The sequence below is a fragment of the Streptomyces sp. NPDC048417 genome (assembly GCF_040651615.1).
Classification (GTDB): domain Bacteria; phylum Actinomycetota; class Actinomycetes; order Streptomycetales; family Streptomycetaceae; genus Streptomyces.
Map to the genome: position 1 here is coordinate 58,442 of NZ_JBEZKI010000005.1, position 22,417 is coordinate 80,858.

At 72.5% G+C, this 22,417-nt stretch carries 20 protein-coding genes; 15 read left to right on the forward strand and 5 right to left on the reverse strand.

Annotation, left to right across the window (positions count from 1 at the left end):
• Positions 1-29: 29 nt before the first annotated feature.
• From AB0D59_RS09390 to tsaE, 5 genes are all read left to right on the forward strand, one after another.
• On the forward strand, positions 30-1,481 hold the full coding sequence (locus tag AB0D59_RS09390; RefSeq protein ID WP_362562813.1) for an NAD(P)H-hydrate dehydratase: 1,452 nt from the start codon (positions 30-32) through the stop codon (positions 1,479-1,481).
• Between the two features lie 566 nt (positions 1,482-2,047).
• The gene (locus AB0D59_RS09395; protein WP_362562815.1) at positions 2,048-2,896 is read left to right on the forward strand and encodes a L,D-transpeptidase; all 849 of its coding nucleotides are present in this window, start codon (positions 2,048-2,050) and stop codon (positions 2,894-2,896) included.
• Positions 2,897-2,989: 93 nt separating this feature from the next.
• A complete protein-coding gene (gene alr / locus AB0D59_RS09400; RefSeq protein WP_362562817.1) occupies positions 2,990-4,186 on the forward strand; it encodes an alanine racemase in 1,197 nt (398 codons plus the stop codon).
• Between the two features lie 129 nt (positions 4,187-4,315).
• Positions 4,316-5,569, forward strand: coding sequence for an alpha/beta hydrolase (locus AB0D59_RS09405; protein WP_362562819.1), 1,254 nt, complete (start codon positions 4,316-4,318; stop codon positions 5,567-5,569).
• A complete protein-coding gene (tsaE, locus tag AB0D59_RS09410; protein WP_362562821.1) occupies positions 5,535-6,077 on the forward strand; it encodes a tRNA (adenosine(37)-N6)-threonylcarbamoyltransferase complex ATPase subunit type 1 TsaE in 543 nt (180 codons plus the stop codon). Before AB0D59_RS09405 ends, tsaE begins: the two co-directional genes overlap by 35 nt.
• 449 nt (positions 6,078-6,526) lie before the next feature.
• Here the strand turns inward: tsaE and AB0D59_RS09415 are convergent, their stop codons facing one another.
• Positions 6,527-7,090, reverse strand: coding sequence for a hypothetical protein (locus AB0D59_RS09415; protein ID WP_362562822.1), 564 nt, complete (start codon positions 7,088-7,090; stop codon positions 6,527-6,529).
• A gap of 112 nt (positions 7,091-7,202) precedes the next feature.
• On the opposite strand from AB0D59_RS09415, the gene tsaB reads away from it, so the two are divergent.
• From tsaB to AB0D59_RS09435, 4 genes are read left to right on the forward strand one after another with little or no spacing between them, the layout of a single operon-like run.
• Positions 7,203-7,859 carry a tRNA (adenosine(37)-N6)-threonylcarbamoyltransferase complex dimerization subunit type 1 TsaB gene (gene tsaB / locus AB0D59_RS09420; protein ID WP_362562823.1) on the forward strand — a complete coding sequence of 219 codons (657 nt, stop codon included), beginning with the start codon at positions 7,203-7,205 and terminating at the stop codon, positions 7,857-7,859.
• A 17-nt stretch (positions 7,860-7,876) separates the two neighbouring features.
• Positions 7,877-8,374, forward strand: coding sequence for a ribosomal protein S18-alanine N-acetyltransferase (gene rimI, locus AB0D59_RS09425; protein WP_362563510.1), 498 nt, complete (start codon positions 7,877-7,879; stop codon positions 8,372-8,374).
• Positions 8,367-9,458, forward strand: coding sequence for a tRNA (adenosine(37)-N6)-threonylcarbamoyltransferase complex transferase subunit TsaD (tsaD, locus tag AB0D59_RS09430; RefSeq protein ID WP_362562826.1), 1,092 nt, complete (start codon positions 8,367-8,369; stop codon positions 9,456-9,458). The genes rimI and tsaD overlap by 8 nt, the downstream gene beginning before the upstream one ends.
• Entirely contained in the window at positions 9,455-9,721 is a 267-nt protein-coding gene (locus AB0D59_RS09435; RefSeq protein ID WP_362562829.1) for a hypothetical protein, read from the forward strand. Before tsaD ends, AB0D59_RS09435 begins: the two co-directional genes overlap by 4 nt.
• On the opposite strand, the gene AB0D59_RS09440 is transcribed toward AB0D59_RS09435, so the two are convergent.
• The 3 genes from AB0D59_RS09440 to AB0D59_RS09450 all read right to left on the reverse strand — a co-directional run bounded on the left by AB0D59_RS09440 (position 9,718) and on the right by AB0D59_RS09450 (position 13,460).
• On the reverse strand, positions 9,718-10,356 hold the full coding sequence (locus tag AB0D59_RS09440) for a TetR family transcriptional regulator (protein ID WP_362562832.1): 639 nt from the start codon (positions 10,354-10,356) through the stop codon (positions 9,718-9,720). The genes AB0D59_RS09435 and AB0D59_RS09440 overlap by 4 nt on opposite strands.
• Positions 10,353-11,024, reverse strand: a complete 672-nt coding sequence (locus tag AB0D59_RS09445; RefSeq protein ID WP_362562834.1) for a DUF998 domain-containing protein — start codon at positions 11,022-11,024, stop codon at positions 10,353-10,355. Before AB0D59_RS09445 ends, AB0D59_RS09440 begins: the two co-directional genes overlap by 4 nt.
• Before the next feature lie 138 nt (positions 11,025-11,162).
• Positions 11,163-13,460, reverse strand: a complete 2,298-nt coding sequence (locus tag AB0D59_RS09450) for a glycoside hydrolase family 3 N-terminal domain-containing protein (RefSeq protein ID WP_362562837.1) — start codon at positions 13,458-13,460, stop codon at positions 11,163-11,165.
• Between the two features lie 104 nt (positions 13,461-13,564).
• Here AB0D59_RS09450 and AB0D59_RS09455 point away from each other — a divergent pair, with 104 nt between their 5' ends.
• From AB0D59_RS09455 to AB0D59_RS09480, 6 genes are all read left to right on the forward strand, one after another.
• Complete coding sequence (locus AB0D59_RS09455) at positions 13,565-14,596, forward strand: LacI family DNA-binding transcriptional regulator (RefSeq protein WP_362562839.1); 1,032 nt, start codon at positions 13,565-13,567, stop codon at positions 14,594-14,596.
• Positions 14,597-14,793: 197 nt separating this feature from the next.
• The gene (locus AB0D59_RS09460; protein WP_362562841.1) at positions 14,794-16,119 is read left to right on the forward strand and encodes an endo-1,4-beta-xylanase; all 1,326 of its coding nucleotides are present in this window, start codon (positions 14,794-14,796) and stop codon (positions 16,117-16,119) included.
• A 188-nt stretch (positions 16,120-16,307) separates the two neighbouring features.
• Positions 16,308-17,270, forward strand: a complete 963-nt coding sequence (locus AB0D59_RS09465) for an LCP family protein (RefSeq protein ID WP_362563512.1) — start codon at positions 16,308-16,310, stop codon at positions 17,268-17,270.
• 141 nt (positions 17,271-17,411) lie between these two features.
• On the forward strand, positions 17,412-17,768 hold the full coding sequence (locus AB0D59_RS09470; RefSeq protein WP_351693607.1) for a YciI family protein: 357 nt from the start codon (positions 17,412-17,414) through the stop codon (positions 17,766-17,768).
• Between the two features lie 43 nt (positions 17,769-17,811).
• The gene (locus AB0D59_RS09475) at positions 17,812-19,080 is read left to right on the forward strand and encodes an RNA polymerase sigma factor (RefSeq protein WP_362562844.1); all 1,269 of its coding nucleotides are present in this window, start codon (positions 17,812-17,814) and stop codon (positions 19,078-19,080) included.
• A gap of 118 nt (positions 19,081-19,198) precedes the next feature.
• Positions 19,199-21,238 (forward strand): cell wall-binding repeat-containing protein, encoded by a 2,040-nt coding sequence (locus AB0D59_RS09480; RefSeq protein ID WP_362562846.1) that lies wholly within the window; start codon positions 19,199-19,201, stop codon positions 21,236-21,238.
• Here AB0D59_RS09480 and AB0D59_RS09485 read toward each other — a convergent pair.
• Entirely contained in the window at positions 21,216-22,409 is a 1,194-nt protein-coding gene (locus tag AB0D59_RS09485; protein WP_362562848.1) for a class I SAM-dependent methyltransferase, read from the reverse strand. The genes AB0D59_RS09480 and AB0D59_RS09485 overlap by 23 nt on opposite strands.
• Positions 22,410-22,417 lie beyond the last annotated feature (8 nt).

A 22,417-nucleotide genomic window follows, 5' to 3' on the forward strand; every position in this document is an offset into this window, starting at 1 on the left:
CCCCACCGGTTCCGGGGGAGACTCGGGACATGCGGACTGCTTACAGCGTGGAGACGGTACGGGCGGCCGAGCGGGAGTTGATGGCGCGGCTGCCGGAAGGGGCGCTGATGCAGCGGGCCGCCGCCGGGCTGGCCGCCGCCTGCGCCGATTTGCTCGGACGGGTGTACGGCAGCCGGGTGGTGCTGCTGGTCGGCAGCGGGGACAACGGCGGCGACGCGCTGTACGCCGGGGCGCGGCTGGCGAGGAGAGGGGCGGGGGTCGCGGCCGTGCTGCTCGCGCCGGAGCGTACGCACACCGGCGGCCTGGCGGCGCTGCGCCGGGCCGGCGGTACGGCCGTACTCGCCGGTGCCGCCGAGGAGTTGATTCCGCGGTCCGATCTCGTCGTGGACGGGATCGTGGGGATCGGTGGGACGGGCGGGCTGCGGCCCGAGGCCGCCGCGCTGGTCGCCGTGGTGGAGCGGTCGCGGGCCGCCGTCGTCGCCGTGGACCTGCCCAGCGGGGTGGAGGCGGACAGCGGCGAGGTGCGGGGAGCGGCCGTACGGGCGGACGTGACCGTCACCTTCGGGACGCACAAGCCGGGGCTGCTGATCGATCCGGCGCGGGAGTACGCCGGTTCGGTACGGCTGGTCGACATCGGGCTCGAACTGCCCGAGGAGGCCGAGCTGGAGGCCTTGCAGGACGTGGACGTGGCGCGGCTGCTGCCGATGCCGTCCGCGGAGAGCGACAAGTACCGGCGGGGGGTGGTGGGGATCGCCGCCGGGTCGGCCCGCTATCCGGGGGCCGCGGTGCTCGCCGTCGCGGGGGCGTTGCGGGGCGGGGCCGGGGCCGTACGGTACGTCGGGCCCGCCGGGGACGAGGTGCTGGCGCGCTTTCCCGAGACGCTGGTGTCGGACGTGGGGCCGCGCAAGGCCGGGCGGGTGCAGGCATGGGTGGTCGGGCCGGGGGCCGGGGACCATGCCGACGTCGTCGCCGAGGTGTTGGAGGAGGACGTGCCGGTGCTGGTCGACGCGGACGGGCTGCGGCTCGCCGACCGGGACGCGGTGCGCGGTCGTACGGCGCCGACGCTGATGACGCCGCACGCCGGGGAGGCGGCGGCGCTGCTGGGGGTACGGCGGGAGGAGATCGAGGCCGGCCGGCTCGCGGCGGTGCGGGAGCTGGCGGGGGCGTATCGGGCTACGGTGCTGTTGAAGGGGGCGACGACGCTGGTGGCGGAGCCGGGGGGAGGAGCCGCCGTCCGGGTGAACGCGACGGGGACGCCGTGGCTGGCCACCGCGGGGAGTGGGGATGTGCTGTCGGGGCTCGCGGGGTCGCTGCTGGCGTGCGGCCTGGACGGGCGGGACGCGGGGAGTGTCGCGGCGTATCTGCACGGGCTCGCGGGGCGGTTCGCGGCGCAGGGGGCGCCGACGGTCGCGCATGCGGTGGCCGACGCGTTGGGGGCGGCGTGGAGGGGTGTTTTCTCACCCACCCGCCCGACTCGGTAGGCCAAGACCTCACCGTCAAGGGGCCGCGCCGCGGTTCGGGTGAGTGTGCGGGTGGGCGGGCGCTGATCGCGCGCACGCGGCGGTAGCCGCACATCCGATTCAGCCCCGTGCCCATGAGGGGGGCGTGCGCTGCTCGCGTCGGCCGCGGAGCGGGCCCGCGCCGTTGAGGGGGATGTCCTGCCGGTGTTGGCCGCGGGGCGGGCAGCGGGCCCCCTGCCGTCGAGGGGAGTGTCCCGCTCGCGTCGGCCGGCGGAGTGGGGTCCGTGCTGCTGAGGGGGGTGTCCTGCTGGTGTCGGCCGCGGAGTTGGGCCCCGTGCCCCTGAGGGGCGTGTCCTGGTTTCGTCGGCCGCGGAGTTGGGCGTAGTGGCCGGAAGGCGCGTCCCGTTTTCGTTGGGTGTGGGGGTCGCCCGTCCTGCCCGAGGTTCCTGCATCCGTCGGGTGAACCGGCCGCGCGGCTTCGCCGGATTCCAGGGCGTGCGGGGTTGTCTGATCGCATGATTAGTGGACGAATCCTGCGTTATCGGGGCCGTTCTGCGCGTGGGGTCGCGGGGACCCTCGTCGCCGCCGTGGTCGTTCTCTGCCTCGGGGCCGGGACCGTCGCCGCGGACACCGCTCCCAAACCCCCTGCCGCGGTCGCCGAGTCGGAGCTGGTGCCGGGGGTCGCGCCCGGGCCCGGGCAGCCCTGGCAGGTCGACACCCCCGACCAGATGCTGGCGCCGAAGGTGTACACGCCCAGCGCCAAGGAGGACGCCGTCGAGCCCAAGGCGGCGCCGCCGGGGGCGTACGACCTCGTCGAGTACGTGCCGCTCAGCGACGCCGTCGCCAAGGTGAGCTGCTCCAAGCTGACCGGGCCGTACCAGCGGCAGATCGAGCAGTGGCTGAAGCTGAAGGTGGACGGGAAGCAGTCGGTGTCCGACTGCAAGGCCGTCCAGAAGTTCCAGAAGACGTACAAGATCAAGCCGGCCATCGGGTTCGCGGGGCCCGTGACCTGGTACCAGATGATGCTCCTCTCGGCGAAGAAGAACCCGAACGCCAAGAAGAACTGCCCCGTGAAGTCGTACCGGGTCGCCTGTGTCGATCTCAACCGGCAGGTCACCTGGGTGCAGAAGGGCAGCAAGGTGGTCTTCGGGCCGGTGCAGATGCGGAGCGGACGGAAGGGGTACGCGACCCGGGCCGGGTGGCACACCGTCTACTGGCGGCACAAGAACCACTGGTCGACCCTGTACAACTCGCCCATGCCGTACGCCCAGTTCTTCGACGGCGGCCAGGCCTTCCACGCCGTCTACGGCTCCATCTACACCACCGTCGGCTCCTGGGGCTGCGTGAACCTCAAGCTCGGCGACGCGAAGAAGCTGTGGGGCGTGCTGAAGAAGGGCGACAAGGTGTACGTGTGGGGGCACCGGACGGGTACCTGAACCGGTGCCCGGCGGGTACCCGAGGGTGACCGGGGCCCGTACCGGGGCCTGTGCCGGAGGGCTGTCAGAGGCCTCTGAGACACTGGGGGCGCGATGAGTGAGACAGCTACTGCACCGACCGCGCCCCTGCGCGCCCGCGCCGAGATCGACCTGGCCGCCCTGCGGGCCAACGTGCGGACCCTGCGCGCCCTCGCGCCGGGCGCGGCCCTGATGGCCGTGGTGAAGTCCGACGCGTACGGCCACGGGGCCGTCCGGTGTGCCCGCGCGGCCTTCCGGGCGGGCGCGGGCTGGCTCGGTACGGCCACCCCCGAGGAGGCGCTGGCGCTGCGCGCGGACCCCGGGCTGCCCGCGGACCTGCGGATCATGTGCTGGCTGTGGACCCCGGGTGGGCCCTGGCGGGAGGCCATCGAGGCCGACCTCGACGTGTCGGTGAGCGGGATGTGGGCGCTGCGGGAGGTCACCGCGGCCGCCCGCGCCGCCGGCCGCCCCGCGCGCGTGCAGCTCAAGGCCGACACCGGGCTCGGGCGCAACGGCTGCCAGCCCGGTGACTGGCCCGAGCTGGTGGCCGAGGCGCTGCGCGCGCAGACCGCGGGGCTGGTCCGGATCACAGGGCTCTGGTCGCACTTCGCCTGCGCCGACGAGCCCGGCCATCCCTCCATCGCCGCCCAGCTCACCCTCTTCCGCGAGATGCTCGCCCACGCCGAGGAGCAGGGCGTGCGCCCCGAGGTGCGGCACATCGCCAACTCGCCGGCCACCCTCACCCTCCCCGAGTCCCACTTCGACCTGGTCCGCACGGGTATCGCCCTCTACGGCCTCTCGCCCAGTCCCGAGCTGGGCGGCGCGGCCGACTTCGGACTGCGCCCGGTGATGACCCTCTCCGCCTCTCTCGCCCTGGTGAAGCACGTCCCGGGCGGCCACGGCGTGAGCTACGGGCACCGGTACGTCACCCCCGGCGAGACCACCCTCGGGCTGGTCCCCGTCGGCTACGCGGACGGCATCCCGCGCCATGCCTCCGGCACCGGACCGGTGCTGGTCGGCGGCAAGTGGCGGACGGTCGCCGGGCGCGTCGCGATGGACCAGTTCGTCGTCGACCTCGGCGGCGACGAGCCCGAAGTCGGCTCCGAGGCCGTGCTGTTCGGTCCGGGCGACCGGGGTGAGCCCACCGCCGAGGACTGGGCCCAGGCCGCGGGCACGATCGCCTACGAAATCGTCACCCGCATCGGAACCCGGATTCCCCGCGTCTATGTGAACGGGGAACCGAGTGGGCAAGAACCAGGGGACGGGGACTGACCTCCGGGGTTCGGCGACGGCAGAACCCGGTTACACCTGTAACAGCAGCAACAGACGCAACACTCACCTCGTCAGCATCACCCGTATCACCTAACGAGCGAACTGCAGTACGGCGAAGAGGAGCGGTACGTGAGCGAGAGCAGTGCGGAGGCCGTAGCGGACGCCGCGGCGGCCGTCGCTTCCGCCACGGGGGCGGACGGGACATGGCTCAAGGTCACCGGTATCGCCGGGGCCGCCATAGGTGTGCTCGCCGCCGGGGCGGCCGCGGGGGTCGCCGTGGAGCGGATGACCGTCGGCCGCGGGATGCGCCGCAAGGCCCGGCTGGCCCTGGACTCGGCGGGACCGTACGGCACCCTGCGCGGCACGCCCGGCAAGGCGTACTCCGACGACGGCACCGAGCTGTACTACGAGGTGGACGAGGTGGAGCCCGACCTCGGCCCGGCCGTCTCCCCGCGCCGCCGCCGGCTCTTCGGCCGCAAGGCCCCCGCCCCCGTCACCGTCGTCTTCAGTCACGGCTACTGCCTCAACCAGGACTCCTGGCACTTCCAGCGGGCGGCCCTGCGCGGGGTCGTCCGCACCGTGCACTGGGACCAGCGCAGCCACGGCCGCTCCGGGCGGGGCGTCGCCCAGCACGAGGGCGGCACTGCGCTCACCATCGACCAGCTGGGCCGGGACCTGAAGGCCGTCCTCGACGCGGCCGTCCCCGAGGGGCCGATCGTGCTGGTCGGGCACTCGATGGGCGGCATGACCATGATGGCGCTCGCCGCGCAGTACCCCGAGTTGATCCGCGAGCGGGTCGTCGCCACCGCCTTCGTCGGTACGTCGTCCGGGCGGCTCGGGGAGGTCAACTTCGGGCTGCCGGTCGCCGGCGTCAACGCGGTGCGCCGGGTGCTGCCCGGCGTGCTGAAGGCGCTGGGCACCCAGGCCGCTCTGGTGGAGAAGGGACGGCGGGCCACCGCCGACCTGTTCGCCGGGATCATCAAGCGGTACTCGTTCGCGTCCCGGGACGTCGACCCGGCGGTCGAGCGGTTCGCCGAGCGGATGATCGAGTCCACCCCGATCGACGTGGTCGCCGAGTTCTACCCGGCCTTCACCGACCACGACAAGACCGCGGCCCTCGCCTACTTCCAGGATCTGCCGGTGCTGGTGCTGGCCGGGGTGCAGGATCTCGTCACCCCCAGCGAGCACAGCGAGGTCATCGCCGACCTGCTGCCCGACGCCGAACTGGTGCTGGTCCCGGACGCCGGACACCTGGTCATGCTGGAACACCCGGAAGTGGTCACCGACCGCCTCGCCGACCTGCTCACCCGCGCGGGTGCCGTGCCGGCAGGGGCTACGGTAAGTGGCTATGGAAGCACCAGCAGCACGGCACAGCCAGGCTGACGGCCTGGCCGGGGCCGGGGCCGGCAACGGCACGGAGTTGATCGTCAACTCTCCCGGGCAGATGGGGGAGCTGGGGCGCCGACTGGCCAAGTTGCTGCGCGCCGGTGACCTCGTGATGCTCAGCGGGGAACTCGGCGCCGGCAAGACGACGCTGGCCCGCGGGCTGGGCGAGGGACTCGGTGTGCGCGGGGCCGTCACCTCCCCGACCTTCGTGATCGCCCGCGTCCATCCGTCCCTCGGGGGCGGGCCGCCGCTCGTCCACGTCGACGCGTACCGCCTGGGCGGCGGGCTCGACGAGATGGAGGACCTGGACCTCGACGTCTCGCTGCCCGAGTCGGTGATCGTCGTGGAGTGGGGCGAGGGCAAGGTCGAGGAGCTGACCGAGGACCGGATCGTCGTACGGATTCACCGGGCCGTCGGAGACACGACCGACGAGGTGCGGCACGTGACTCTGACAGGGCTCGGGGAGCGGTGGGCCGCGGTGGATCTGGGGGTGCTGTCCGCCTGACCGGCGGGCGGAGCCGTGTCCGCCGTCGCGGTGGGTGCGGGCCGGGGACCGCGTGAACATTCCGACAAGGCGTCGGCAAGATATTGCGTTTCGTGACTCGGGCGTGGTCACATGGTACCCAGCCCGTAGTTAGGTGTACCTAACTTCGTTCGCCCCCGCACCTCAGGAGGCGCCCATGCCCGCGTCCACGTCCAAGGAACGGCGGCCGTCCGCGGTCGCCGGAGTTTCCATGCGCGAGCTTCTGGCGTCCTGCGCGGCGGCTGACGCGGTGTCTCGGCCGCCGAGAACGCCGGATCTGCCCCCGAGGCCGGTTGAGCGGGGCCGTCGGGCTGCGTAGGTGAGGCCGGCCGGTCGGTGGGTCGGTGCGGCGCCGTTGTGGCTGGTCGCGCCCGCGCGGCGACAGCCGCACATCGACACAGCCCCGCGCCCCTTTCGGGGCGCTGCAGGAGCTAGCGGATCACCATCACCTTCACGCCGATCGTCGCGAAGTTCCACATCGCGTAGCCGTCGGGGCGGGTTTCGCGGATGCCGCCTGTCCTGACCGCCGGATCGGGGGGTTCGATCATGCTGGTGCCGGTGACCGCGCTGAAGCCGATCGCCGAGCCGTCCTTCGTGGTGGTGAAGCGGACCACGTGTTCGATGGGGAGGCCGTCCGTGCCCGTGACCGCCTTGGAGCGGGACGTCACCCAGTAGGCGCCCACGGGCGGGTCGATCGTGCCCGGCTTCACCGTGAAGGTGCGCTCCACGCGCTCGCGCTCGTTGACGAGCCAGACCCGGTCGTCGTCCACCGAGTACACCACCCGTTCACCCGTTCCGGAGTTGTCCGGCAGGGCGCGGGGGTGGCGCTGGTCGCGGGGTGCCTTGGACGCCGGTGCTCCCGGGACGGGACTCGACGCGGGCCTGCCGCCGAGGCCGGGCGGTACGGTCGCCGAGGCCTGGTAGGCGAGGAGACCGACCGTCCCGACGGCCGCCGCGGTGAGGCCGGCGACGATTCCCGAGCTGGTCCCTGACACGTGCGCCACCTCTGACTCGCCGTATATGTCGTACTTCGTACAGACCGTAGCAGCCAGTGACCGTCCGCCCCTGGCGGCCGTGCTCGCGGCGTCGGAGCCGTAGGCTGTTCGCGTGCTCTTGCTCGCTCTGGATACCGCCACCCCCGCCGTCACCGTCGCGTTGCACGACGGTGAGGCCGTCATCGCCTCGTCGAGCCAGGTGGACGCGCGCCGGCACGGCGAGCTGCTGCTGCCGGCCGTCGACCGCGTTCTCGCCGAGGCCGGGGTCAAGCTGGACGCCGTCACCGGGATCGTCACAGGCGTCGGTCCCGGCCCCTACACCGGCCTGCGGGTCGGTCTGATGACCGCGGACACCTTCGGGCTCGCGCTGGGCGTGCCCGTGCACGGCCTGTGCACGCTCGACGGGCTCGCCTACGCGGCCGACGTCGAGGAGGGCCCGTTCGTCGTGGCGACCGACGCCCGCCGCAAGGAGGTCTACTGGGCGACGTACGCCGACTCGCGCACCCGGCTCACGGATCCGGCCGTCGACCGGCCCGCCGACATCGCCGAGCAGGTCGCCGGGATGCCCGCCGTCGGAGCCGGGGCGATGCTCTACCCCGGCACCTTCCCGGTCGTGCACGAACCCGAGCACGTCTCCGCGGCCGCCCTCGCCTCGCTCGCCGTCGAACGGCTGGCCGCCGGCGAGGAACTGCCCGCGCCCCGGCCGCTGTATCTGCGCCGGCCGGACGCCCAGGTCCCCAAGAACTACAAGGTGGTCACGCCCAAGTGACGGCACAGTTGCGCGAGATGCGCTGGTGGGACATCGACCAGGTCCTGGAGCTGGAGAAGAGCCTGTTCCCCGAGGACGCCTGGTCGCGGGGGATGTTCTGGTCCGAGCTGGCACACTCGAGGGGCCCGGAGGCGACCCGGCGGTACCTGGTCGCCCTGGCGGACGAGCGGGTCATCGGGTACGCGGGGCTGGCCGCCCAGGGCGAACTCGGGGACGTCCAGACCATCGCCGTCGCCCGCGACCACTGGGGCACCGGGCTCGGCGGACAGCTCCTGACCGAGCTGCTGCGGGCCGCGACCGCCTTCGAGTGCGCCGAGGTCATGCTGGAGTGCCGGGTCGACAACACCCGCGCGCAGAAGCTCTACGAGCGGTTCGGCTTCGAGGCCATCGGGTTCAGACGCGGCTACTACCAGCCGGGGAACGTGGACGCCCTGGTGATGCGCCTGATGACGAAACCGGGCGGCGGCCCCGCCGACGGCCCCACTTCCGGACAAGGAACCGAGATCAATGGCTGACGAACCCCTGGTTCTGGGGATCGAGACCTCCTGCGACGAGACCGGCGTCGGCATCGTCCGGGGCACCACCCTGCTCGCCGACGCCGTCGCCTCGTCCGTCGACGAGCACGCCCGCTTCGGCGGAGTGGTGCCCGAGGTGGCGTCCCGGGCGCACCTGGAGGCGATGGTCCCGACCATCGAGCGCGCGCTGAAGGACGCGGGCGTGAGCCCGAAGGACCTGGACGGCGTCGCGGTCACGGCCGGCCCCGGCCTGGCCGGCGCGCTGCTGGTGGGTGTCTCGGCGGCGAAGGCGTACGCGTACGCGCTCGGCAAGCCCCTGTACGGCGTGAACCACCTCGCCTCCCACATCTGCGTCGACCAGCTGGAACACGGTCCGCTGCCGGAGCCGACGATGGCCCTGCTGGTGTCCGGCGGGCACAGCTCCCTGCTGCTCTCCTCGGACATCACCTCCGACGTACGGCCGCTCGGCGCGACCATCGACGACGCGGCCGGCGAGGCCTTCGACAAGATCGCCCGCGTGCTGAACCTGGGCTTCCCCGGCGGTCCGGTCATCGACCGCTACGCGAGGGAGGGGGACCCGCGGGCCATCGCCTTCCCGCGCGGTCTCACCGGTCCGCGCGACCCGGCGTACGACTTCTCCTTCTCCGGCCTCAAGACGGCCGTGGCCCGCTGGATCGAGGCCAGGAGGGCGGCCGGCGAGGACGTCCCGGTCCGCGACGTGTCCGCCTCCTTCCAGGAGGCGGTCGTGGACGTCCTGACCCGCAAGGCCGTCCGGGCCTGCCGCGACGAGGGCGTCGACCACCTGATGATCGGCGGCGGGGTCGCCGCCAACTCGCGGCTGCGCGCCCTGGCCCAGGAGCGCTGCGAGGCCGCGGGCATCCGGCTCCGCGTCCCCCGCCCGAAGCTGTGCACGGACAACGGTGCGATGGTGGCCGCCCTCGGCGCCGAGATGGTCGCGCGCAACCGGGCCGCGTCGAGCTGGGACCTCTCGGCGGACAGCTCGCTGCCGGTGACCGACCCGCATGTCCCGGGCCACCACCACGACCATGTGCACGAGGTCAGCAAGGAGAACCTGTACACGTGACGGTCGCGTTGATGTGGGAGGCGCGGGCGGTGCCCGGCCGGGGCGCGGACCTGCTGACGTGGGCGCGAGGGCAGAGCCTTTCCGGGACCCCGCTGCGCCGGGAGACCTTCCGGGCACCGCAGGACCGGGTACTGGTGATCACCTGGTGGGAGGGGTCGTACGACGACTCCGACCGCCCCGAACTCGCCGACCCGCCCGGGGATCTGGTGACCCGCCCGGTGCACCGCTGGCGCTTCGAGTCGGCCGGGGTGGACATCCCCTAGGGCCTCGGCCACGTCTGGCGGATCTGGGCGTCGGTCATGGCGGACGTGCGGGCCGTCGGGGCCTGTTCGAGGCCGAAGCCGATGAGCAGGACCTCGGCGTAGCGGCGCCAGGCGTCGGCGGCGATGTCGTGGGTGCGGTCCACGACGGCGCCGACCATGTACAGGTAGGCGTACACGTCGGAGCTGGCGAAGTCCGCGCGGACCGCGCCCGCCGCCACGGCCCGTGCCACCAGGCCGTCCACATGGCCGCCGAGTTCGTCGCGCATCGCGGCGAGCGGCCCGGTGTCGAGGTCGGCGTGGGCGAGGATGACGTCCAGGGCCCGGTCCCCGGCCCGCCAGCGCGCCGTCTCCAGCAGGTACTGGCGCAGCGCCCGCCCGGGGTCGGTGTGCTCCTCGGCCGCCGCCGCGAGACCGAGGAACGTGGTGAACCGTTCGGTGAACAGGGCGTCGACCAGCGCCTGGAGGTCGGCGAAGCGCCGGTAGACGGTGCCGACGCCGACCCCCGCCTCGTGGGCGATCTCGTTGAGGGTGACGACGGCACCCCGGCGCGCGATCATGCGGTTGGCCGTGTCCATGATCAGCCGACGGTTTCGTTCCGCGTCCGCGCGCAGCGGGCGTTGCGTTTCCCGGGTCACACCGGGACATTCTCCAGTACGGCCGGGCGGGGCAGTCGTCCGGCCAGGAGCAGGGCGCCGGTCACGGTGCCCCACAGCAGCCAGGAGTAGACCCCGGCGCGTTCGAACACCCCGGCGGTGCTCGCCGAGACACTGACCAGGGTCTCGGCGAGCAGGCCCAGCACGCCGACCGTGACACTGAAGACGCGGTACGGCGTCGGGGCGCCGAGACCGCGCAGCGACCCCGCCATGATCACGACGGTGTTCGCGCACAGGATGCCGACGGCGGCCGCGACGACATGGACGACCAGGCTGTAGCCCGGCCCGTGCGTGGAGCCGTGGAAGAGCCCGACCAGGACGAACGCCACGCCGTGGGTGGCGGCGAGGGCGACGACGAAGCGCCGCGCACGGCCGCTGGCCAGCACGGACAGCAGGATCACGCCGGTCGCGAAGAGGATCCCCTGGAGCATGAACGAGGTGTTCATGAGCTGGTGCGAGGGGGAGCAGATCTCGCGGCCCTGGAACTTGGTGCCGCAGTCCGGCACGCCGAGGTCGCTGATGTAGTTGGTGGCGTAGCTGTAGGGCGGATCGTTCCAGGCCGCCGCGGTGACGGCTTCGGCGATCACCCATTGCAGGGCGTTCACCACCAAGACGACGGCGCCCAGCGACAGCCGACGGCTGCGTGACATGGGGACTCCTCACGTTTCGGACCATGCCGACACGCATCACCGTAACACTAAGCGGATAGGTCTATCCGTTTAGTGTCGTGGCGGTCCGTGAGGAGTGCCCTGCCGCATCTCAGGAAGCCGTCTGCCGAGCCCCTGCCCTCACACCACCTCCGTCTCGCAGCGCAGCACCCGGTCCGGCCCCACCCGCCTGACCGGACCCGTCAGTCGCAGCCGCACCACGCCCCGGACCTCCGTGCTCGAAGCGCCCACCCGCAGCTCCAGCGCACCCGGTTCCACCACCCGGGCCCCCTCCCGGTCGGTGAACGCCGACAGGTCGGTGTGGAAGCGGAACGTCAGCCGGCGGGACTCGCCCGGCGCCAGGTCCAGGCGCCGGTAGCCGACCAGGCGGACGTCCGGCCGGGTCACCGAGGCCACCGGATCGTGCAGGTAGAGCTGGACGACCTCCGCGCCGGCCCGCTCGCCGGTGTTGCGGACCGCCACGGTCACGTCGTACGAGCCGTCCGTGCCGATCCCGGCCGTGCCCTGCGACACCAGGTCCCACGCGAACGTCGTGTACGAGCGGCCGTGCCCGAACGGGTACAGCGGGGTCGGGTCCAGGTTGCTGAGCTCGCCCGCCAGGCCGAGCGGGGGCTGGAGGTAGGTCCAGGGCTGGCCGCCGGGCACCCGCGGGACGCTCACCGGCAGCCGCCCCGACGGGTTGACGCGGCCCGACAGCACGCCCGCCACCGCCGGGCCGCCCTCCTCCCCGGGGAAGAAGGCCTGCACCACCGCGCCGAGCCGGCCCTGCCAGCGGCCCAGCGCGTAGGGGCGCCCGGTGAGCAGGACCAGGACCACCGGGACGCCCGTCGAGAGCAGCGCGTCCAGCAGGTCGGCCTGGACACCGGGCAGCGACAGGTCGGCGACGTCGCAGCCCTCGCCGGAGGTGCCCCGCCCGAACAGGCCCGCCCGGTCGCCGAGCACCGCCACGCACACGTCCGCCTCCGCCGCCCGCGCCACCGCCTCCTCGAAGCCGGCGGTGTCCGGGTCGGAGACGTCACAACCCTCGGCGAACGTCACCTTCGCGTCCGGGAGTTCGGCCCGCAGCGACTCCAGGACGGTGGGGATGGCGATGCCCAGGTCGACCTCCGGGTGGTGGGTCAGGACATGGGACGGGAAGGAGTAGCAGCCGAGCATGGCCAGGGCGTCGGCCGCGCGCGGGCCGACCACCGCGATGCGGGTGTCGGGGGCCAGCGGCAGGACGCCGTCCGGGTTGTCCAGCAGGACCACCGACTCCTCCGCCAGCCGGCGGGCCAGGTCGCGGTTGGCCGCCGAGTCGAGGTCGACCGAGGCCGGGGGCTCCGGATCCCAGTCCGCGTCCAGCAGCCCCAGTTCGCACTTCTGGAGCAGCACCCGGCGGACCGCCCGGTCCACCAGAGACTCGGGGATCGTGCCCTCCCGCACCGCCGTCACCAGCGGGCGGCCGTAGCACTTCAGGGTCGGCAGTTCGACGTCGATGCCCGCCGCCAGCGCGAGACGGGCCGCCTCCGCCTCTGTGCCGGCCACCCGGTGGAGGGTCTGGAGGAAACCGATGCCGAAGTAGTCGGCGACGACGGTTCCGGTGAAGTCCCAGTCACCGCGGAGCAGTTCGGTCAGCAGGCGGGGGTCCGCCGACGCCGGGACGCCGTCCGTCTCGTTGTACGCCGCCATCACCGAGCGGGCCCCGCCCTCGCGCAGCGCCATCTCGAACGGGGGGAGGGTGACGTCCGCGAACTCCCGTGTCCCCGCCCGGACCGGGGCCAGATTGCGGGCGCCGGCCGAGGAGGCGTACCCCGCGAAGTGCTTCAGCGTGGCGATGATCCCGGCCGACTCCAGGCCCCGGACGTAGGCCGTGCCGATCGTGCCCACCAGATACGGGTCCTCGCCGATCGTCTCCTCGACCCGACCCCAGCGCGGGTCGCGGACCACGTCCAGGACGGGGGCCAGACCCTGGTGGACGCCGACCGAGCGCAGATCCGCGCCGATGCTCCGGCCCACTTCCTCGACCAGCGGTGGGTCGAAGGCGGCGCCCCAGGCCAGCGGGACCGGATAGGCCGTCGCCTGCCAGGCCGTGAAGCCGGCCAGGCACTCCTCGTGCGCGATCGCCGGGATGCCGAAGCGGCCGGCGGCGGTGATCCGGCGCTGGGCGCGGGCCAGTGCGCGCGCGCCCAGCGCCGGATCCACGGGGGCGGTGCCGAAGGAGCGGGTCAGCTGGCCGAGGCCCAGGGTGACCAGCTCGTCCCAGTCGTAATCGGCGGTCATCTCGCGTTGCAGCGGGGCGACCCCGTCGCCGTCGGTGGCGGCGCCCACCCACACGCCGTAGAGCTGGGCGGTCTTCTCCTCCAGGGTCATCCGGGGGAGCAGGTCGTCGACGCGGGCCGGGGCGGGCAGTGCGGGGTCTCGCCAAGGAGCGGTGGTCATGAAACTCCCGTCACGAATGTTTCGTACAACACACCGAATGTTCCGGGAACCTATGGCGTACACAGGTCTTCGTCAAGGGGGAGCGCAGGGATACGATCGCGGGCATGACGCCTCCGAAGCCCGCAGAAACGCAGACGGCGACGCTCGCCGAAATCGCCCGTGAGGCCGGTGTGTCCGCTCCGACTGTTTCGAAGGTCCTGAACGGGCGCGCGGATGTCGCGCCGGCGACCCGCACCCGGGTCGAGGACCTGCTGCGCGCCTACGGCTACCGGCGCCGGCGCGCCGAGGCCTCCCGCTCGCCTCTGATCGACCTGGTCTTCCACGAGCTGGAGAGCGCGTGGGCGATGGAGGTCATCCGGGGGGTGGAGAACGTGGCCCGGGACGCCGGGCTGAGTGTCGTACTGAGTGAGAGCGCCGGGCGGCTGACCCCTGGGCGGACCTGGGCGGACCAGGTGGCGGCGCGGCGGCCGCACGGGGTGGTGCTGGTGCTCTCGGGGCTGGACGAGTCGCAGCGGGCGCTGCTGCTGAGCCGGTCGATCCCGTTCGTGGTGATGGACCCGGCGGGGGACCCGGGGCCCGACGTCCCCTCGATCGGGGCGACGAACTGGCAGGGGGGCCTGGCCGCCACCCGGCACCTGGTCGAGCTGGGACACCGGCGCATCGGGGCGATCAGCGGACCCTCCCGGATGATGTGCAGCCGGGCCCGGGTGGACGGCTACCGGGCCGCGCTGGAGACCGCCGAGCTCCCCGTCGACCAGGGGCTGGTCAAGGCCGGCGACTTCCACCACGACGCCGGCTACCGGCTCGGCCTGGAGCTGCTGCGCATGCCCGACCGGCCCACCGCCGTCTTCACCGGCAACGACCTCCAGGCGCTCGGGCTGTACGAGGCCGCGCGCGAGCTGGGGCTGCGGATCCCGGAGGACGTGAGCATCGTCGGCTTCGACGATCTGCCGGTGGCCCGCTGGGTGGGGCCGCCGCTGACGACCGTACGGCAGCCGCTCACCGAGATGGCCGAGGCGGCGGCCCGGCTGGTGCTGGAGATGGGGCGAGCGGAGGAGGCCACCACCGCGACCCGGGTGGAGCTGGCGACCAGCCTGGTGGTGCGGTCGAGCACGGCGGCGCCCGCGACCGGGTGAGACCGGCTTGGCCGGAAGTTGACGTATTGACGGGTGGTGCGGGCGTCTCCACACTCCACCGAAGCCAATCGGTTGTACGACCGAAAGTTTCGGAGGCACCCGCCATGAGATCTCTGAGAACAGGCTTGTCCGCCCGCTTGTCCCCCTGTTCGTCCCCCCGCTTGTTCCCCCGCTTGTTCCCCCGCTTATCCACCGGCTTGTCCCTGGCGGCACTTGTCACCGGCGCCGCGCTGCTGTTCACGGCGCCCGCGGCGCACGCCGCCGACACCCCGCTGCGCGACCTCGCCGCCGCCAAGGGCAAGGTCATCGGCACCGCGGTCACCGGCTCCAAGCTCACCGGGACGTACGGCGACGTCGCCGGCGCCCAGTTCAGCTCGCTGACCCCGGGCAACGCCATGAAGTGGGGGTCGGTCGAGCCCACCCAGGGCACCTTCAACTGGAGTGAGGCCGACCAGATCGTCGCCTTCGCCCAGGCCCACAACCAGCAGGTACGCGGCCACACCCTGGTCTGGCACAGCCAGAACCCCAGCTGGCTGACGAACGGCACCTGGACGTCCGCCCAGCTGAGCAGCCTGCTGCAGAACCACATCAGCACCGAGGTCGGCCGCTACAAGGGCAGGATCGCCGCCTGGGACGTCGTCAACGAGCCCTTCAACGAGGACGGCACCTACCGCTCCACCCTCTGGTACGACGGCCTCGGCGCCGACTACATCGCCAACGCGCTGACCTGGGCACACGCGGCCGACCCCGCGGCCAAGCTGTACATCAACGACTACAACGTCGAGGGCGTCGACGCGAAGTCCACGGCCCTGTACAACCTGGTCAGGTCCCTGAAGGCGGCGGGCGTCCCGATCGACGGGGTCGGCCTCCAGGCCCACCTGATCCTCGGGCAGGTGCCCGCCACCCTCCAGCAGAACATCCAGCGCTTCGCCGACCTCGGTGTCGACGTGGCGATCACCGAGCTGGACATCCGGATGGCGCTGCCCTCCGACAGCACCAAGCTCGCCCAGCAGAAGGCCGACTTCAAGTCGGTGGTGGCCGCGTGCGTGGCCGTGAGCCGGTGCGTCAACGTCACCGTGTGGGGCTTCACCGACTCCGACTCCTGGGTGGACAGCACCTTCCCGGGGTACGGGGCGGCGACGCCGTACGACGCGAACTACGCGCCGAAACCGGCGTACTACGGGATCGCGGAGGCGCTCGGCGGGACCACGACCACACCGCCGCCGACCGGTGCCTGCTCGGCCGCCTACAGCGTGGGCAGCCAGTGGAACACCGGGTTCACCGGGCAGGTGACCATCTCCTGCTCGGGTGCCTCCCTCTCGTCCTGGAAGGTGAACTGGACGTACGGTGCCGGGCAGCAGATCACCCAGGCCTGGAACGCCGTCTGCACCCAGTCGGGCGCGGCCGTCTCCTGCGCGAACGCGTCCTACAACGGCACGGTGGCGGACGGGGGTTCGGTGACCTTCGGGTTCAACGCGTCCTGGAGCGGCAGCAATCCGGTGCCGTCCGTGACCCTGGGCTGAACCCGGCCTGAGAAGGGTGAGATTTTCCGAAGAAAACGCTCTTGCGGCACTCGCGCTAACAGTCCCCTAATAATTCGGACTTATGTTCCTGTCTCGTGACGGGACACGAGGAGCAAGGCGACGCGGTCAGACGGGTGGGCCGGCGGTCGAGAGGGCTGAAGATCGTCGGCCTCACCCTGGCGGGGGTCATGACGCTGGGCGTCGCGGGCGCGGGGTGGGTCTACTGGCACCTCAACCACAACATCAAGAGCGTCGACATCAACAGCGCGCTCGGGGACGACCGTCCGGCGAAGGCGGTGACCACCCCGACGGCCACCGCGTCCGCGTCGGCGTCCCCGCTGCCCACCGGTTCCGTCAACATCCTGGTGCTGGGCTCGGACTCGCGCACCGGCAAGGAGAACCAGGCGCTCGGCGGCGGCGACAGCTCGGGCGCCCGCTCCGACACCGCGATGGTCGTCCATGTCGACGCCGGCCGGACGTCGGCCACCGTCGTCAGCATCCCCCGCGACACCCTGGTCACCCGCCCCTCCTGCCCGCTCTCCTCCGGCGGCTCGACGTCCGTCGCCTACGGGGCGATGTTCAACAGCGCCTACTCGGTGGGCGGGGCGGTGTGCGCGGTGAAGACGGTCGAGTCGATCACCGGCGTCCGCATGGACCACTACCTGGAGATCGACTTCTCGGGCTTCGCCAAGCTGGTGGACGCGCTCGGCGGGGTGACCGTGACCACCGACCAGGACATCGACGACGACGACAGCCATCTGCACCTGAAGAAGGGCACCCACCACCTCGACGGCACCACGGCCCTGGCGCTCGCCCGCACCCGGCACGGCATAGGCGACGGCAGCGACCTCGGCCGGATAGGCCTCCAGCAGAGACTGGTCAAGGCCCTGCTGGACCAGATGGCCTCCGTCAGCCTCCTGAGCAACCCGGCCAAGCTCTACGAGGTCGCCGACGCGGTCACCTCCAGCCTCACCACTGACACGGGCCTGGACTCGCTCAGCGAGCTGATGCGCCTCGGCCAGAGCCTCAAGGGCCTCACCTCGGACCATCTGAAGACAGTGATGATGCCGGTGGTGACGGCCCCGTCCGACCCCAACCGGGTGATCGCGAACGAACCCGAGGCGAGCGACCTGTGGAAGTCGCTGCGCTAGGGCGGTCCTGGGCTCGTTCGGCCGGTGCGGAAAAAACTTCGGGAAATTCCGGTGAGCGTGTCGATCCGGGTCCGGTGCGTTCGACGCAAGGGTGAGATGCGGGGAGAGGCCCCGTACCGCACCGGAATCCCAGGAGTCACCATGCCCCGTTACCTGTCGCTCGTGAAGATCGACGAGTCCGCCGCCCCCGCCGAAGGTCCCAGCCAGGAGCTGATGCAGCGGATGGGCGAGCTGATCGAGGAGATCACCAAGGCCGGCGTGATGCTGGACACCGCGGGGCTCACGCCGACCGCCCAGGGCACCCGGGTGCACTGGGAGGGCGGGAAGATCTCCGTCACCGACGGGCCGTTCACCGAGTCCAAGGAGGTCGTCGGCGGTTACGCGATCATGCAGTGCAAGGACATGGCCGAGGCCCTGGAGTGGACCAAGCGGTTCCTCAAGGTGCACGAGGAGTTCTGGACGGTGACCTGCGAGGTGCGGGAGATCGCGGAGGGCTGACCCTCCTGGCGTACCGCCGTCCGGGGGTGTCGAATGGGGGGCTGTGAGCACACAGCCCTCCGTCGACGCCGATGCCCGGCACACCATCGAGACCGTCTTCCGCCTGGAGTCGCCCCGCGTGATCGCCGGCGTCGCCCGGGTCGTCCGGGACGTCGGCATCGCGGAGGAACTGGCCCAGGACGCCCTCGTCGCCGCCCTGGAGCAGTGGCCCCGGGACGGGGTGCCCGACAACCCGGGCGCCTGGCTCATGGCCACCGCCCGCCACCGCGCCGTCGACCTGGTCCGGCGCCGGGAGAACTACACCCGCAAGCTCCGGGAGATCGGCCGGAGCCTCGCGGACGTGCCCCCGCCGGAGGAGCCCGCCGACCCCGACGACATCGACGACGACCTGCTCCGCCTGGTCTTCACCGCCTGCCACCCGGTGCTGTCGCCGCAGGCCCGCACCGCCCTCACCCTGCGCCTCCTCGGCGGTCTGAGCACGGCCGAGATCGCCCGCGCCTTCCTCGTCCCCGAGCCGACGATCGCCCAGCGCATCGTCCGTGCCAAGCGCACCCTCGCCACCAGGAACATCGCCTTCGAGGTGCCCTACGGCCCCGACCGGGCGGCCCGGCTCGGCTCCGTGCTCGACGTCATCTACCTGATCCACAACGAGGGGTACGCGGCCACGGCGGGCGACGACTGGCTGCGCCCCTCGCTGTGCGAGGACGCGCTGCGGCTGGCCCGCGTGCTGTCCTCGCTGATGCCGAAGGAGCCGGAGGTGCACGCCCTCACCTCGCTCCTCGAGTTCCAGTCCGCCCGCACGGCCGCCCGCACCGGCCCGGACGGCGAGCCGGTCCTGCTCCGGGACCAGAACCGCCGCCGCTGGAACCGCATGCTCATCGCCCGCGGCATCAGGGCGCTCGCCCGCGCGGACGCCACGGCGACGGGCGCCCCGGGGCCGTACGCCCTGCAGGCGGCCATCGCGGCCTGCCACGCGCACGCGTACACCTACGAGGAGACCGACTGGAGGTCCATCGCCACCCTGTACGGCCTGCTGGCGGCCCGGTCCCGGTCCCCGGTCGTCGAGCTGAACCGGGCGGTGGCCGTGTCGATGGCGGACGGCCCCGCGGCGGCCCTGGCGATCGTGGACCCGCTGACGGCCGAACCGGCCCTGCGCGACTACCACTTGCTGCCCAGCGTGCGGGGTGACCTGCTGGCCCGTCTGGGGCGTACGGCGGAGGCCCGCGCGGAGTTCGAACGGGCGGCGGGGCTGACCCGCAACGAGCGGGAGCGGGAGCTGCTGCTGGCCAGGGCGCGGGAGTGCGCTTCGTAACCTGGAGGCAGACAGCTGTTCACTCGCAACTCCGTTCCCATGGCAATTAGTTGGCCACTACAGTGACCCGGCCCCTGTGCAGGGGCTGTGCAGACCATGGGGGGTCGACAACTTGAGAATGTTCACGCGCCGCCGTGCGGCGGCGCTCGCGACCGCGGCGGTACTCGCCGCGATGGGCACCCTGGCCACCGCGCCGGGCGCCGTCGCCGACGACGCCGGCAGCTGGCCCGACACCGAGGGCAGGATCCTCGTCGACGGGGGCATGCTGATCGACCCGGCGACGGGCAGAGCCACGCAGATTCCGGGCGTCGGAGGCGACTACGCCGCCTGGGCGCCGGACGGCAGCAGGCTGGTCACCAGCGCGGGCCAGATCTCCAGCTACCGCCCCAGCGGCTCCACCAAGATCACCCTGCCGTGGGCGGACGGCGTGCGCTCCAGCGCCGTCTACGAGGACCTAGCCTACGGCTGGAGCGGCCGGTACGTCGTCTTCTCCACCGCGGGCCAGCTCGTCTACGGTCCCTCGGACGGGTCGTGGGCCCCCGAGCCGCTGCTCAGCAGCGCTCTGGAGCCGTCCACCGTCTGCGACACCCACCCGACGGTGAACCCGGCGTCGGGTCTGGTCGCCTTCCAGCGCAACGTCGACTACGGCTGCTACGACAACGCCGGCGTCTACGTCTACGACTCGGACGCGAAGACGGTCAAGCGCGTCCTGACCGACGCCGAGCAGCCCGACTGGTCGCCCGACGGCACCGAGCTGGCCTTCGTCCGCAAGGACACGGACGGCAATTACCAGGTGTTCACCGCGAACGCGGACGGCACCGGCGTCAAGCAGCTGACCACGGGCCCGCGCTCGTACGCCAACCCGTCCTGGTCGCCGACCGGCACCCGGATCGTCCTCGACGCGCACACCTCGCCCAACAGCGACGACGTGCACACCGTCGAGTACGTGGACCTTGCCACCGGCGCGCTGACCAAGGTCGCGGACACCGCCGGGAAGAACTTCAGCGACAACCCCAGCTGGCAGCCGGTCCGCAAGAACACCACCGCCCGGGTCTGGGGCGCCGACCCGAACGCCACCGACATCGCCTCCTCGCGCTGGAGCTGGAACACCGTCGGCCAGAGCGAGCCGGGCCTGCTGGACGCCAAGGCCGCCGTGCTGCTCGGCCAGGACGACTCGGCCGACGCGCCCGTCGCGACCGCGCTCGCCGGCAAGCGGCAGGGCCCGGTGCTGACGACCGTGAGGACCGGGCTGTCGACGGCGGTGAAGAACGAGCTGAAGCGCACCCTGAAGAAGGGCGCGAACGTCTGGATGGTCGGCGGGACCTCGGTCCTCACCACCAACGTCTCCACGCAGCTGAAGTCCCTCGGCTACGTCCCGAAGCGGGTCTCGGGCACCGACCGCTACGACACCTCGGTCAAGGCCGCGAAGACGGTCACGACCAGCCCCACGTACGTCTTCCTGGCCGGCGGGACCGACTACCAGGCGGCGCTCCCGGCGGCAGCCGCGGCCGCCGCCGAGGGCACCGGCAGCACCGGCAGTGTGGTCCTGACCAGCGGCAAGTCGCTGACGTCGGCGGTGAAGTCGTACCTCAACAGCCTCAACCCGGCCAAGACCATGGTCATCACGGTCGGGTCGGACGCGAAGTACGCGCTGACCCACGCGTCGTTCTCCAGGTGGCCGTCGACGTACTACTACTACCCGATCACGGGGACCACCAGCGAGGCGCTGTCGGTGGCCGTCGCCAAGTTCTGGTGGACCACCCCCGGCCAGGTCGCCCTTGCCTACGCCGGCTCCTGGCGGGACGGGGTCTCCGCGGGCTCGGCGATGAACGTCTACGGGCCCGTGCTGTGGACCTCCCGGCCCGCCCTGTCCGACGAGGTCAAGAGCTATCTGCTGCGCGAGTCCGCCGGTACCCAGTCCGTGATCGCCTTCGGCGACACCGGCTCGGTCACGCTGGGCGCGCTGAACACGGCCGGCTCGTCGATCAGTGCGAGCGGCAACGACTTCGTGTACCGGCCGTACTTCAACGGCGTCACCTCGGCCGCGCGCACGTTCGCGCAGCGCACGGACGCCAACGAGCCCGCGTCGGCCGTCACCAAGTCCGGCCGGGCGACCGACCGGGACCTGACGTCCCTCAGGACGGCACAGCACCAGTAGCCGGCCGCGCGGGGGCGCCGACGAGCATGGTCGGCGCCCCCGCCACCCGGGTCAGGAACACGGTCGCCGCGTTCGGCCCCTGCGGCTTGACCTTCCGGCGCAGCTCCTCCGGCTCCACGGCCGAGCCGCGCTTCTTCACGGTCAGCGTGCCGACCTCGCGCTCCCGCAGCAGCGCCTTCAGCTTCTTCACGTTGAAGGGGAGCCGGTCGGTGATCGCGTACGGCGTCGCCCAGTCGGTGGCGCGCAGTTCGTCGGCCGTGATGTACGCGATCGTCGGGTCGACGAGACCGCCGTCCAGCTCCTCGGCCACCTCGGCGACCAGATGGGCGCGGATGACGGCGCCGTCGGGCTCGTACAGGTACCGCCCCACGGGACGGACCCGGGGATCGGGCAGGCCCCGGCCGAGCAGGGTGCGCGGGCCGGGGAGGAGGGTGGCGCGGACCGCCCCGGGCGCCGTTCCGAACCACAGCACCGCCTCCTTCACGTCGCCCGCGTCCGAGATCCACTCCGCCTCGGCGTCCGCCGGGACGGCCTCGTGCGGGACGCCGGGCGCGATCTTCAGCGCGGCGGTGCGCGAGGCCGTGCGGGCCGCCTCGATCGCCCAGGACAGGGGCGGTGAGTAGGCCTCCGGGTCGAAGATGCGGCCGCGGCCGCCGCGCCGGGCCGGGTCGACGAACACGGCGTCGTAGCCGGCCGTGTCCACCTCCGTGACGTCCGCCTCCCGGACCTCGATCAGAGCGGCGAGTCCCAGCGCGTCGGCGTTCGCCCGCGCCGCGGCCGCCGTGACCGGGTCCCGGTCCACGGCGAGCACCCGGATCCCCGCCCGCGCGAGCGCGATCGCGTCGCCCCCGATCCCGCAGCACAGGTCGGCGACCGAGGTCACCCCGAGCGCCTTCAGCCGCTGGGCCCGGTACGAGGCGACGCTCGCCCGTGTCGACTGCTCGACCCCGTTCGGCGTGAAGAACATGCGGTCCGCGTCCGCCTCCCCGAACTTCACCGCCGCCCGCTGCCGCAGCCGGGCCTGGGCGAGCGCCGCCGACACCAGCTCGGCGGGGTGCTCGCGGCGCAGCCGGGTGGCCACGGCTAGCTCGTCGGCGGGCGCGGTGCCGCGCACCTCGGCGAGGAGGGCGCGGCCCTCGGGGGAGAGGAGGGGGGCGAGGAGGTCGTTCACCGGGTCAT

Coding starts and splice junctions, on each gene's coding strand:
- AB0D59_RS09390 (WP_362562813.1), top strand. CDS start 30: ATGCGGACTGCTTACAGCGTGGAGACGGTACGGGCGGCCGAGCGGGAG.
- alr (WP_362562817.1), top strand. CDS start 2,990: ATGAGTGAGACAGCTACTGCACCGACCGCGCCCCTGCGCGCCCGCGCC.
- tsaE (WP_362562821.1), top strand. CDS start 5,535: ATGGAAGCACCAGCAGCACGGCACAGCCAGGCTGACGGCCTGGCCGGG.
- rimI (WP_362563510.1), top strand. CDS start 7,877: ATGCGCTGGTGGGACATCGACCAGGTCCTGGAGCTGGAGAAGAGCCTG.
- tsaD (WP_362562826.1), top strand. CDS start 8,367: ATGGCTGACGAACCCCTGGTTCTGGGGATCGAGACCTCCTGCGACGAG.
- AB0D59_RS09445 (WP_362562834.1), bottom strand. CDS start 11,024: ATGTCACGCAGCCGTCGGCTGTCGCTGGGCGCCGTCGTCTTGGTGGTG.
- AB0D59_RS09450 (WP_362562837.1), bottom strand. CDS start 13,460: ATGACCACCGCTCCTTGGCGAGACCCCGCACTGCCCGCCCCGGCCCGC.
- AB0D59_RS09455 (WP_362562839.1), top strand. CDS start 13,565: ATGACGCCTCCGAAGCCCGCAGAAACGCAGACGGCGACGCTCGCCGAA.
- AB0D59_RS09465 (WP_362563512.1), top strand. CDS start 16,308: ATGACGCTGGGCGTCGCGGGCGCGGGGTGGGTCTACTGGCACCTCAAC.
- AB0D59_RS09470 (WP_351693607.1), top strand. CDS start 17,412: ATGCCCCGTTACCTGTCGCTCGTGAAGATCGACGAGTCCGCCGCCCCC.
- AB0D59_RS09480 (WP_362562846.1), top strand. CDS start 19,199: ATGTTCACGCGCCGCCGTGCGGCGGCGCTCGCGACCGCGGCGGTACTC.